The following is an 11,705-nucleotide window of genomic DNA, read 5'->3' as shown; positions in this document are numbered from 1 at the left end:
AATCACCATAAAGTTTGTCATTCTCACGCAAGAGAAGAATCACACAATCAAAGCCAATCCTTTAGATCCTTTAAATCTGCGTGCCTATCCCACAATCTAAACCCAAACCCCACAAACCCAATCACCATAAAGTTTGTCATTCTCACGCAAGAGAAGAATGACACAATCAAAGCCAATCCTTTAGATCCTTTAAATCTGCGTGCCTATCCCACAATCTAAACCCAAACCCCACAACCCAATCACCACAAAGTTTGTCATGCTGACCCAAGGAAGCATCTCATAATCAAAGCCAATCCTTTAGATCTGCGTGCCTATCCCACAATCTAAACCCAAACCCCACAACCCAATCACCACAAAGTTTGTCATGCTGACCTAAGGAAGCATCTCACAATCAAAGTCAATCCATCAAATCCATTAAATCTGCGTGCCTATCCCAAATCCCAACTCCACAAAAAAAGCTGCCTTTTCAGACAGCCCTAAAACCAATACCGATTTTCTCAATCAAAAGTCACCAAATCACCCATCTTCCCATCTTCCCATCTTCCAATCTCCCTTTCTCCAATCTCCCCATCTCCCATTCTCCCCATCTCCCATTCTCCCAAACCCCAAAACCCCAACTAAACCACCTCTAAAACATGCAATACGTTAAACTCCTCATTTTTCAACGAATATTGCGCACCATTAACCTCCTGATAAAATGAAATTAGAATCAAAAACAACTGCACACCAGTTCCAGTTGGCACAGAAGTAGGAGTAAGGGTAACACTCGTGTTAGTTAACGAGATAGGAATATTCTCAATCGGACTATAAACAGATGCAGACAATCCAGTTTCAAAATCTACAAGCACCGCCGCACTCTGAAAACTCATATGAGTAGCACCTTGCGGATATTGAACCTGCTCAATCGGAATAAAATTCGGAATCAAAACTTCTCCAGTACCTGTGTCTAAAGTATAAGGAGCAAACAATACCCCTTTAAATGGAGCTTTTGGGTTAAAATCAAAACCTTTCAATTGCAATTTGCCTTCGGGTGTAGTAAAGCCTGCGGCAACATTGCGCTTCCCTCGGGCTGAAACGGTGTCAAAATTCTTAATCCTCGACATTACTTGTAAGAGTCTACTCGAAAGCTTACTGTCTTTAGCTTTAAAAACCATCGTACCTACCGCTAATTTTAAGACTTTTCCAGAACTTCCACAATGCCCAAACTCAGAACCATTTTCTCTAGTTCGAACAAAATTTGGATCATTCATAATACGTTCTTTTGAAATACCCCCTTTTTTTCTAACGAAATTTTTCCCGTCTTTTTTGTAGAATGTCAAATCTTCTACAGTACCTTCAATTTTAATGATTCCATTAACTTTTGCCATAATAAATATTTTTTTAAATGATTAATACAGCAACAAATTCAATTATGCTGCCAAAGTGTAAGGCCATTGCCGTTTAAAATACTTTTTTCCGTTTTGGGTGGTTTTTTCCTTTTTTTCAATAATTATTGTTAAAATTAAAAAAAAAGATAAAATTTTGTAGGAATAATCATATCGTTTAATAAATTTGTAAACCGATACTAAGCCGACTTAAAGCCGACTTAAAGGCGACTTAAAGGCGAGGCATAGGTAAAATAAAAGAAATTATATAAGCACAGTAAAAGAAGTAAAGTATGAGCAGAGTATGTATTTACCCAAAAGACATCCAAATTATTACAGGAAAAAGCGAAAGACAATGCAGAAACATTATCAACGCAATTAAAACAAAACTGAATAAAGAAAAACATCAATCAGTAACTGTTGAAGAGTTTTCCATATACATGGGACTAAAACTTGTTGAGGTGGAAAAATATATAAAATAAGTTTTTAGTATCATTTCTCTCTTATAGATGGGATTCCCGTAGGACAAGGTGTTAAAAACCACAAGCAATTGTAACCAACCTTCTAATCCCAAATCCTAGCACTAATTAACAAATTCTTATTTTATCATTGAAAAAACAAACAATTCATAAAAAACAGTATTTTTAAATAAAAATTAAATATTTAATATGCATGCATAGTATTTTTTAAAAACATTTTTTGTATTTTCGTGCCATCAATATAAAATCTTTAAAAATGAAAATATTAGTTTGCATCAGTCACGTTCCTGATACTACTTCAAAAATTAATTTTGTTAATAACGATACAGAATTCGATACAAATGGTGTTCAATACGTTATTAATCCGAATGATGAATTTGGTTTAACCAAAGCAATTGTATTGAAAGAGCAAAATGGTGCTCATGTAACAGTTGTAAATGTTGGTGGTACAGATGCCGAAGCAACGTTAAGAAAAGCACTAGCAATTGGTGCTGATGAAGCAATTCGTGTTAACACAAACCCAACGGATGGTTTATTTGTAGCCAAACAATTAGAAAATGTGGTAAAACAAGGTGGTTACGACTTAATTATTGCAGGTACTGAATCTATTGATTATAATGGAGGAATGGTTCCTGGAATGTTAGCCGGATTATTAGGTTTTAACTTTGTGAATTCTTGTATTGGTTTAGAAGTTTCAGGTACTGAAGCTACTACAATTAGAGAGATTGATGGTGGTAAAGAAACAGCAACAACAAGTTTGCCATTAATTATCGCTGGTAAAAAAGGTTTAGTAGAAGAGAAAGACTTAAGAATTCCGAACATGAGAGGAATTATGACAGCTAGAACTAAAGCTTTAAATATTGTAGAACCTTCTGGAGATGCTAACGCAACTTCAACTGTGAAATTTGAAAAACCAGCTGCGAAATCAGCGGTAAAATTAATTAGTCCTGATAATTTAGACGAATTAATTAGTTTATTACATAACGAAGCGAAAGTTATCTAATTCGTAAATCACAAATCGTAAATCATAATTAAAAAGATATGTCAGTTTTAATATATACAGAATCAAACGACGGTAAATTCAAAAAAGTAGCTTTTGAAATTGCCTCATACGCAAAAAAAGTAGCCGATATGTTAGGAACAACAGTAACAGCTGTTTCAATTAACGCTACAGAAAATGAAGCTTTATCTGCTTACGGAGTAAGTAAAGTATTAAAAGTAAATAATGATAAATTAACTGCGTTTAGTGCAAAAGCTTACGCAGATGTAATTAAGCAAGCGGCTGAAAAAGAAGGTGCTAAAGTGGTAATCGTAGCTTCAACTACAGATAGTTTACACATTGCACCATTGGTAGCAGTTAACTTAAATGCTGGATTTGCTTCTAACGTTATTGAAGCGCCAATAAGTGTGGCTCCATTTCAAGTAAAAAGAAATGCATTCTCAAACAAAGCATTCAACATATCAGAAATTGCTACAGACGTAAAAGTTTTAGGAATTTCTAAAAACTCATTTGGTTTAGTAGAAAACGCTACTTCATTAACAGAAGAAGACTTCTTACCTTCATTATCTGATGCAGATTTTGGTGTAAAAGTAACCAATTCAGAAAAAACTACAGGAAAAGTAACAATCGCAGATGCTGAAGTTGTTGTTTCTGCTGGTCGTGGATTAAAAGGTCCTGAAAATTGGGGAATGATTGAAGAATTAGCTTCTGTACTTGGTGCAGCAACAGCTTGTTCTAAGCCTGTTTCAGATATCGGATGGAGACCACACGGAGAACACGTAGGTCAAACAGGAAAACCAGTAGCTGCCAATTTATATATTGCAGTTGGTATTTCTGGAGCGATTCAACATATTGCAGGGATCAACTCGTCTAAAGTTAAAGTAGTTATCAATACAGATGCTGAAGCGCCTTTCTTTAAAGTAGCAGATTATGGTGTGGTTGGTGATGCTTTTGATGTAGTTCCTAAATTGATTGAAAAATTAAAAGCTTTTAAAGCAGCAAACGCATAATTTTTTATATATTGTGCCTCCTAAAAAAGGCTATCTAAATACGATAGAAATATCTAATTTAGATAGCCTTTTATTTTATAGAAAATATTTTTATAGTACATTTGAATAAAGTTTTAGTACAAAATGAGTTTAGTAAAATTAACCATTAAAGGGATATCTTATAGTCAAACTCAAAATGGGGCCTATGCTCTGATTTTGAATGAAGTGGATGGAGATAGAAAATTACCAATTGTAATCGGTGCATTTGAAGCGCAGTCAATTGCTATTGCCCTAGAAAAAGAAATAAAACCACCGCGTCCTTTAACGCATGATTTGTTTAAAACCTTCGCGGATAAGTATGATATTGTAATCAAACAAGTGATTATTCATAAATTGGTAGATGGTGTTTTTTATTCTAGCATCATTTGCGAAAGAGAAGGTGTTGAAGAAATAATTGATGCCCGAACTTCAGATGCTATTGCTTTAGCGTTACGATTTAACGCGCCAATTTTTACCTACAAAAACATCTTAGATAAAGCCGGTGTGTTTTTAAATTTGAATACGCAAGAAGGTAATCCAGATGATATGAATAATGATAATATTCTAACAGAACCAGAAACTTTTGGTGACGATAATGATGATTCACAAGGAACTTATTCCAAAAATACGTTAGAAGAATTACATACTTTGCTAGACGAAGCCATTCAAAACGAAGACTACGAAAAAGCAGCCATTATAAAAGAAGAAATAGATAAAAAAGAAAGTTAACTACAATAAGTCAAACACGCAACCAACAACTAAAACTTGACTAATTAAAAGCTAATCAAATTATGAACATTAAACTAAAATTAACAATTGTAAGTTTTTTACAATTATTTGTTTGGGGTGCGTGGCTAACAACTCTTGCGAGTTATGGATTCGGATTTAAACAATGGTCTGGCGCCGAATTTGGAATTGTATTTTCAACTTTAGGAATAGGTTCAATCATTATGCCACCTATTTCTGGAATCATCGCAGATAAATATTTAAACCTTGAAAAATTATATGGAATTCACCATATTTTATATGGTGTAATTTTACTTTTCTTACCAGCAATTGATAGTCCTTCTACTTTCTTTTGGGTGTTACTTATCGGAATGATGTTTTACATGCCAACCCTTTCGTTGTCAAATTCTCTTTCATATGCAGTTTTGAAAAAATTTAACTTTAATGTGGTTAAAGATTATCCGCCAATTCGAGTTTGGGGAACTATTGGTTTCATTGTAGCGATGTGGTGTACGAACTTATTTAGTAGCGTTAATCCACCAGATATTTTTGAATTAGGATTAAACACTCGTTTTTTAGCAGTTGGAGAGTTTTTCTCTAATTTAACAGGAATGCCAATAGAGTGTAATCAGTTTTACATTGCTTCATTTTTTGCATTTGTATTAGGGATATTTTCTTTCACGTTACCAAAAATTGAACCAACTAAAGACGAAAGAACAAATAAAACCTTCTCACAAATTTTTGGTTTAGATGCTTTTAAATTGTTCAAAGAATCTAAAATGGCGATGTTTTTTGTGTTTAGTATGTTTTTAGGAGCAGCTTTACAATTAACCAATATGTATGGCGAAACCTACATTCACGATTTTGGAAAAGTTCCTGCCTTTGTTGATACTTATGCTGTAACATCGGCAAATATAATTTTATCTATTTCACAAATTTCTGAAACCATATTCATTTTAGCTATTCCGTTTTTCTTACGACGATATGGAATTAAAAAAGTAATGCTTTTCAGTTTAATTGCTTGGGTTTTCCGTTTTGGATTCTTCGCTTATGGTGATCCAATTGGAAGTTTATGGATGATTATTATGTCGAATATCGTGTACGGATTGGCGTTCGATTTCTTTAATATTTCAGGTTCATTATTCGTTGAAACGACAACCGATTCTAAAATTCGTTCTTCTGCTCAAGGTTTATTTATGATGATGACCAATGGTTTTGGAGCTATTTTAGGAAGTTTAGGAAGTGGTTTTTTAATAAGTAGTTTTTTTACGTTTAAATTCGATACGGAAAGTAGTCTTTTAAAGTTTTTGAATACAGATGTTTCAAACAAAGCTTATAAAAAACTAATTGAATATAATGCGCCAGTTAATGGTGTCTTTTCAAACACTGTTGAAATAAAAGATTGGCATAACATTTGGCTAACTTTCGCTATTTATGCTTTAGTTATTGCGGTTGCTTTCGCTATTTTATTTAAACACAAACACAATCCAAAAGACGTAGAAGCGTTCAATCATTAAAATGGGTTAAAGGATTTGAAATGTTTTTACACTTCTAACTTCTAACTTCTAACTTCTAACTTTAATATGAAACAATACCACGATTTAGTAAAGCACGTATTAGAAAACGGAACTCAAAAAGGAGACCGTACAGGAACTGGAACCATTAGTGTTTTTGGTTACCAAATGCGTTTTGATTTAAGTGTAGGTTTTCCAATGGTAACAACCAAAAAACTACATTTAAAATCGATTATTCACGAATTATTGTGGTTTTTAAAAGGCGAAACAAATATTGCTTATTTACAAGAAAATGGTGTAAAAATTTGGGATGCTTGGGCAGATGAAAATGGAAATTTAGGACCCGTTTACGGACATCAATGGAGAAACTGGAACAGTGAAGAAATTGATCAAATTACAGAATTAATTGAAACACTTAAAACCAATCCAAATAGCCGTAGAATGTTAATTTCGGCTTGGAATCCTTCGGTTTTACCAGATACTTCGGTTTCGTTTTCAGAAAATGTTGCGAACGGAAAAGCAGCTTTGCCACCATGTCACGCGTTTTTTCAGTTTTATGTTTCTGACGGAAAATTATCTTGCCAATTGTACCAACGTAGCGCCGATATTTTCTTAGGAGTGCCGTTTAATATTGCTTCTTATGCTTTGTTTACCATGATGGTGGCTCAAGTTTGTGGTTTTGAAGCAGGTGAATTCATACACACTTTTGGTGACGCACACATTTACAACAATCATATTGAACAGGTAAATTTACAATTGAGTCGTGAACCAAGAAAATTACCAATAATGAAATTGAATCCAAGTGTAACAAACATTTTCGATTTCACTTTTGACGATTTCACTTTGGAAGGCTACGAACCACACGAACATATTAAAGGAGCCGTTTCTGTTTAAAATTCATTTATGAAAAAATATTTATTTATTATTTGTTTGGTTTTTTTACCATTATCAAAGTCGTTTTCACAAGATAAAGATAAATCGAAGTTGAGTAAAGAGAATTTTCTAAAAGAATTTTCAGATAACGCTTGTAAATGTATTGATTCTATTAGCGTTACATACAAATCAAAAGAAGACATCACTGATGATATAAGTTATTTTAATGACAAACAAGTTACGACTTATCAAATGAGTTCTAAAATTATCAATTCATTAAGTGATAATCCTTTAGAAAAAAAAAGGTAACTATTGAGATTGCATCTGATGAAAGTTCAAATGAATATAAAAAATATTTTTTTGAGTTAGAAAGAGACTTGATGGAAAACTGTAAATCCATGAAAACTAAAGTGGCTGCTGATAACAGAAAAGACGAAAATTCTATTTCTGAAAATAAAGTAGCTATTCAAGAATACAATACGGGACTAAAAAGCTTTGAAAATAAAAATTATAAAAATGCATTAACTCATTTCAAAAAAGCAGTTGCTATTGATGAAGACTTTGCATTTGCTTGGGATAATATTGGTCTTTGTCATAGATATTTAGAAAATTATGATGAAGCGATAAAAGCGTATGAAAAATCTCTTGAAATAAATCCTCAAAGTTTAATGCCTTTGCAAAATTTAGCTGTGGTTTATTCTTATAAAAAAGACTACAACAAAGCAATTTCTAATTATGAAAGAATGGCTTTAATTGATTCTGGAAATCCAGAAGTGTTTTATGGAATAGGACAAGTTTGCTATCAATATACAAAAGAATATGAAAAAAGTTTGCAAAACATGTGTAAAGCCTATAATTTATATGTTGAGCAAAAATCTCCATACAGAACTGATGCTGAAAATATTATAAGTCTTTTATTAGTGGAGTTTAAGAAAAATAAAAACGAGAAGAAATTCTATGAAATTCTCAAGGAAAATAATTTGAATCCACAAGAATAATTTAGTAGAATCAATTATATAAATTAAAGAGAATCAGAATATTTTATGAAAAAAATTATTTTAGTTGCGATTATATTTTTTAGTTTGATTTCTTTTGGACAGGTATATAAAGTTGAGTATTTTGATTCTTTAAATACGAAAGTCAAAAAAGATGTCAATTATAAGAAAGTGACATTTGAAAAAATCGGAAAGAACTTCAAAGTTTCAACTTATGAAAAAGGTATACTTTCGAATGCTAGTATTTATTCTGATTCATTAAAGTGGAAAAATATTTTAAAAGATATTGAGTATTATAAAAATGGTAAAGTTTCAAAAATAGAAAATTATAAAGATTTTGATATATTTAATAAGGAAACTACAACTTTTTATGAAAACGGGAAAAACAAAAGTATTTTTTCATATGAACGCAATAAAGACAAGCAAAATATTTTAATTTTAAAAAGTTATTGGGATAATAAAGGTCTGCAAAAGGTTGTTGAAGGCAACGGTGTTTATGAAATTATTGTTGACCCAGAAATTATTATAACCGGAAATATTAAAGAAGGTAAACAAGAAGGTGTTTGGAAAAGCAATACGTCAAAATTTCCTTATCTAATTGAAGAATATTCTAATGGTGTTTTTATTTCTGGAACAAGGTATGTTTCTGACAAAGACAGCATTGTTTATAAAGAATTAGATGTGATGGCAAGTCCAAAGAAAAAAATGTTTGATTTTGCTAATGAAATAAATTCGAAAATAAAATATAATAAAACTGATATAACAGAAGGTAAAATAGAAATCGAATTTTTTATTGATGAAAACGGAAAAATAAAAAGCCCAAGTATTATTAAAGGGATTAATTCGGAATTTGATACTTCTTTCTTGAAAGCAATTGTTAATTGTCAAGATTGGAATCCTTCTGTAAGCAGAGGTAAAAAAATAATACTAAAAATTAGATATCCATTTATGTTCAAATTCTATATTGAGTAATAATCATGCTAACACTAATCGCCGCAACATCCACAAATAATGCTTTAGGTAAAGACAACCAATTGGTTTGGCATTTACCTGATGATTTTAAACGATTTAAAACCTTAACTTCAGGGCATTATATCATTATGGGAAGAAAAACCTTTGAAAGTTTTCCAAAACCCTTACCTAACAGAACACACGTTATCATCACGCGTCAAAAAAAATATGAAGCGCCAGAAGGTTGCATTGTAGTACCAAGTTTAGAAAAAGCGATTGAAATTTGTCCAAAAAATGATGAGGTTTTTATTATCGGTGGAGGTGAAATATATAAGCAATCTATTGATATCGCTGATAAAGTAGAATTAACGCGAGTGCATACTACAGTGGAAGCAGATACTTTTTTTCCGAAAATTGATTCTGAAAAATGGGAAGTTGTTTTTGAAGAACATCATCAAAAAGATGAAAAACATGCTTTCGATTTTACTTTTTTAACTTTTATTAAAGCAAATCGTAATTCTTAAATCGTAATTTTGAATTACTTTTGTATCACAAATAAACAATCATGTCTGAAACCATAAAACCATACCAAGATTCTGAACAAAGTAAGAAAGAGCAAGTTGCTCAAATGTTTGATACTATTTCGGGAAATTACGATGGATTAAATAAAATCATTTCATTAGGTACTGATGCAAATTGGAAAAAGAAGATTTTACAAATGGTAAAACTTCAAAATCCAACAACTATTTTAGATGTTGCAACAGGAACAGGTGATTTAGCTATATTGTTTGCAGATACATCAGCAACAGAAATTATCGGTTTAGATATTTCTCAAGGCATGTTAGATATTGGGAAGAAAAAAATTGAAGCCAAAAAATTTGAATCAAAAATTCAAATGGTTTTAGGTGACGGTGAAAAAATTCCTTACTCGGATAATTATTTTGATGTAATAACTGTTGCTTACGGTGTTCGTAATTTCGAAAATCTAGAAAAAGGACTTTCTGAAATACTACGTGTTTTGAAGCCAAATGGCCTTTTTATTATATTAGAAACTTCTGTGCCAACAAAATTTCCATTTAAACAAGGCTATTTTATTTATACTAATTTCATCATGCCAACTATTGGTAAATTGTTCTCGAAAGACAAAGATGCCTACAAATATTTGTCAAATTCTGCACAAAATTTCCCTTTTGGAGAAGCTTTGAACAATATTTTGCGAAAAATTGGGTTTATAGATGTTAAGGACTTCCCTCAAACAATGGGTGTGGCTACAATTTATAAAGCATCAAAAAAGTAAAACATGCAATTTAAATATATCTTTTTTATATTATTATTTTCACTAAACTCGTTTGGTCAAGGCGGAATTTTTGGAAAAAATCCAATCATTAACCACGAAAACCACGACAAGCAAAAAGTGCATTGGGGGTATTTTTTGGGATTTAGCAGTTATAATTATAAATTTGATTACTTAACTGTTGGGAAAGACATAGAATTAAAGCCTTCAACAGGTTTCAACGTAGGTTTAGTTGGTAATTTAAGATTAACTGAATATTTCGATTTGCGTTTTGAACCAGGTTTTTATGCGACACAAAGAAATTTAATATATCCAGATATTGAAGATAGTGTAGACAGGTTAAGAGAAGTAAAAGCAGCAAATCTACATTTCCCTTTATTGTTGAAATATTCTGCCTTAAGAACAGGAAATGCAAGGCCTTTTTTATTAGGTGGTGTTTCTGCTACATTAAACTTAGGAAGTAACGCAAAAGCGCCGGATGATAATTATTCTGACAGATTTAGAGTAAAAACATGGACACAAAACTATGAAATTGGTTTCGGAATCGATTTGTATTTAGATTACTTCAAATTTTCACCATCTATACGTGGTGTTTTCGGTATGAATGACGAATTAATTCGTGATAACGATCCAAATTCTCCTTGGACTGGAAACATAGAATCTATGAAAACCAGAGCTGTTTTTGTGAACTTCACGTTCCATTAATTATTTTTAAGTTCGAAGTTACTTAGCAACTGAGAAGCTTAAATACTTCTTTTAAACTCAGATAAAATCACAGCAGTTGCAGTCGCGACATTTAAACTTTCCGTTTGTTGTAAATTTCCAAAACGAGGAATGCTGATTTTTTGTGTCACCAAACTTTCTATTTCTGCAGAAATACCGTTGGCTTCATTTCCCATTACAATAATTCCTTGAGAAGGTAATTCTGTTTTATAAATGTTTTTTCCTTCCATAAAAGTGCCGAAAATGGCTACATCTGCAGTTTTTAAATAATCAGTCAAATTCGTATATAAAACTTCTACTCGAGCCAAACTTCCCATCGTAGCTTGCACTACTTTCGGATTGTAAATATCAACCGTTTCTTCTGTACAAACAATTTTAGAAATACCAAACCAATCGCATAATCGGATTATCGTACCCATATTTCCAGGGTCTTTAATATTATCCAAAGCCAATTCTAAACCGGTGCTTGATTTTGAGTTTACTTCTTTAATTTTAAAAACCGCCAAACAATCATTTGCAGTTGTTAATGCTGTTATTTTTTTAAGTTCTCCATCGGAAATTAATTCGGAATTATGTCTAGAATCAAACAAGTTTTCTTTGGTAACAAATAAATGTTCCAACCTAAAATCAGCATCAATAAGTTCCTGAATTACTTTTTTTCCTTCTGCTATAAAAAGATTATGTAACTTACGGTACTTTTTTTGCTGTAAACTATTAATTAGTTTGATTTGGTTTTTGCTAACCATAAAAAATTGTAT

Annotated in this window: 14 protein-coding genes; 12 read left to right on the top strand and 2 right to left on the bottom strand. The window is 31.8% G+C overall.

Annotation, left to right across the window (positions count from 1 at the left end):
• Window positions 1-617: 617 nt before the first annotated feature.
• Complete coding sequence (locus G6N05_RS13735; RefSeq protein ID WP_166130766.1) at window positions 618-1,367, bottom strand: hypothetical protein; 750 nt, start codon at window positions 1,365-1,367, stop codon at window positions 618-620.
• Window positions 1,368-1,657: 290 nt separating this feature from the next.
• Between G6N05_RS13735 and G6N05_RS13730 the strand changes: the two genes are divergently transcribed.
• The 12 genes from G6N05_RS13730 to porT all read left to right on the top strand — a co-directional run bounded on the left by G6N05_RS13730 (window position 1,658) and on the right by porT (window position 10,929).
• Window positions 1,658-1,846 carry a hypothetical protein gene (locus G6N05_RS13730; protein ID WP_166130763.1) on the top strand — a complete coding sequence of 63 codons (189 nt, stop codon included), beginning with the start codon at window positions 1,658-1,660 and terminating at the stop codon, window positions 1,844-1,846.
• Window positions 1,847-2,099: 253 nt separating this feature from the next.
• Entirely contained in the window at window positions 2,100-2,846 is a 747-nt protein-coding gene (locus G6N05_RS13725) for an electron transfer flavoprotein subunit beta/FixA family protein (protein WP_166130760.1), read from the top strand.
• A gap of 38 nt (window positions 2,847-2,884) precedes the next feature.
• On the top strand, window positions 2,885-3,853 hold the full coding sequence (locus tag G6N05_RS13720; RefSeq protein ID WP_166130756.1) for an electron transfer flavoprotein subunit alpha/FixB family protein: 969 nt from the start codon (window positions 2,885-2,887) through the stop codon (window positions 3,851-3,853).
• A gap of 123 nt (window positions 3,854-3,976) precedes the next feature.
• Window positions 3,977-4,600, top strand: a complete 624-nt coding sequence (locus G6N05_RS13715) for a bifunctional nuclease family protein (RefSeq protein ID WP_166130753.1) — start codon at window positions 3,977-3,979, stop codon at window positions 4,598-4,600.
• Between the two features lie 62 nt (window positions 4,601-4,662).
• On the top strand, window positions 4,663-6,114 hold the full coding sequence (locus G6N05_RS13710) for an MFS transporter (RefSeq protein ID WP_166130749.1): 1,452 nt from the start codon (window positions 4,663-4,665) through the stop codon (window positions 6,112-6,114).
• Window positions 6,115-6,180: 66 nt separating this feature from the next.
• Complete coding sequence (locus G6N05_RS13705; RefSeq protein WP_166130745.1) at window positions 6,181-7,005, top strand: thymidylate synthase; 825 nt, start codon at window positions 6,181-6,183, stop codon at window positions 7,003-7,005.
• 9 nt (window positions 7,006-7,014) lie between these two features.
• Entirely contained in the window at window positions 7,015-7,293 is a 279-nt protein-coding gene (locus G6N05_RS13700; protein WP_166130742.1) for a hypothetical protein, read from the top strand.
• 89 nt (window positions 7,294-7,382) lie between these two features.
• Entirely contained in the window at window positions 7,383-7,982 is a 600-nt protein-coding gene (locus G6N05_RS13695) for a tetratricopeptide repeat protein (RefSeq protein ID WP_166130738.1), read from the top strand.
• Between the two features lie 45 nt (window positions 7,983-8,027).
• Window positions 8,028-8,951: an energy transducer TonB gene (locus tag G6N05_RS13690; protein WP_166130734.1), complete on the top strand. Its 924-nt coding sequence runs from the start codon at window positions 8,028-8,030 to the stop codon at window positions 8,949-8,951.
• A gap of 5 nt (window positions 8,952-8,956) precedes the next feature.
• Window positions 8,957-9,454, top strand: coding sequence for a dihydrofolate reductase (locus G6N05_RS13685; RefSeq protein WP_166130731.1), 498 nt, complete (start codon window positions 8,957-8,959; stop codon window positions 9,452-9,454).
• 41 nt (window positions 9,455-9,495) lie between these two features.
• On the top strand, window positions 9,496-10,227 hold the full coding sequence (ubiE, locus tag G6N05_RS13680) for a bifunctional demethylmenaquinone methyltransferase/2-methoxy-6-polyprenyl-1,4-benzoquinol methylase UbiE (protein WP_166130726.1): 732 nt from the start codon (window positions 9,496-9,498) through the stop codon (window positions 10,225-10,227).
• Window positions 10,228-10,230: 3 nt separating this feature from the next.
• Window positions 10,231-10,929 carry a type IX secretion/gliding motility protein PorT/SprT gene (porT, locus tag G6N05_RS13675; protein WP_166130723.1) on the top strand — a complete coding sequence of 233 codons (699 nt, stop codon included), beginning with the start codon at window positions 10,231-10,233 and terminating at the stop codon, window positions 10,927-10,929.
• 38 nt (window positions 10,930-10,967) lie between these two features.
• On the opposite strand, the gene G6N05_RS13670 is transcribed toward porT, so the two are convergent.
• Window positions 10,968-11,693, bottom strand: a complete 726-nt coding sequence (locus G6N05_RS13670; RefSeq protein WP_166130720.1) for a TrmH family RNA methyltransferase — start codon at window positions 11,691-11,693, stop codon at window positions 10,968-10,970.
• Window positions 11,694-11,705 lie beyond the last annotated feature (12 nt).

Source organism: Flavobacterium bernardetii, assembly GCF_011305415.1.
Lineage (GTDB): Bacteria > Bacteroidota > Bacteroidia > Flavobacteriales > Flavobacteriaceae > Flavobacterium > Flavobacterium bernardetii.
The sequence above is the reverse complement of the archived record's forward strand: the minus strand, read 5'-3'. Positions and strand labels throughout refer to the sequence as shown.

Excerpts from the sequence above, each read along its gene's own strand:
- G6N05_RS13725 (WP_166130760.1), top strand. The coding sequence starts at position 2,100 with ATGAAAATATTAGTTTGCATCAGTCACGTTCCTGATACTACTTCAAAA.
- G6N05_RS13670 (WP_166130720.1), bottom strand. The coding sequence starts at position 11,693 with ATGGTTAGCAAAAACCAAATCAAACTAATTAATAGTTTACAGCAAAAA.
- G6N05_RS13715 (WP_166130753.1), top strand. The coding sequence starts at position 3,977 with ATGAGTTTAGTAAAATTAACCATTAAAGGGATATCTTATAGTCAAACT.
- G6N05_RS13735 (WP_166130766.1), bottom strand. The coding sequence starts at position 1,367 with ATGGCAAAAGTTAATGGAATCATTAAAATTGAAGGTACTGTAGAAGAT.
- G6N05_RS13710 (WP_166130749.1), top strand. The coding sequence starts at position 4,663 with ATGAACATTAAACTAAAATTAACAATTGTAAGTTTTTTACAATTATTT.
- G6N05_RS13695 (WP_166130738.1), top strand. The coding sequence starts at position 7,383 with ATGAAAACTAAAGTGGCTGCTGATAACAGAAAAGACGAAAATTCTATT.
- ubiE (WP_166130726.1), top strand. The coding sequence starts at position 9,496 with ATGTCTGAAACCATAAAACCATACCAAGATTCTGAACAAAGTAAGAAA.
- G6N05_RS13690 (WP_166130734.1), top strand. The coding sequence starts at position 8,028 with ATGAAAAAAATTATTTTAGTTGCGATTATATTTTTTAGTTTGATTTCT.
- G6N05_RS13720 (WP_166130756.1), top strand. The coding sequence starts at position 2,885 with ATGTCAGTTTTAATATATACAGAATCAAACGACGGTAAATTCAAAAAA.
- G6N05_RS13705 (WP_166130745.1), top strand. The coding sequence starts at position 6,181 with ATGAAACAATACCACGATTTAGTAAAGCACGTATTAGAAAACGGAACT.
- G6N05_RS13730 (WP_166130763.1), top strand. The coding sequence starts at position 1,658 with ATGAGCAGAGTATGTATTTACCCAAAAGACATCCAAATTATTACAGGA.
- G6N05_RS13685 (WP_166130731.1), top strand. The coding sequence starts at position 8,957 with ATGCTAACACTAATCGCCGCAACATCCACAAATAATGCTTTAGGTAAA.
- G6N05_RS13700 (WP_166130742.1), top strand. The coding sequence starts at position 7,015 with ATGAAAAAATATTTATTTATTATTTGTTTGGTTTTTTTACCATTATCA.
- porT (WP_166130723.1), top strand. The coding sequence starts at position 10,231 with ATGCAATTTAAATATATCTTTTTTATATTATTATTTTCACTAAACTCG.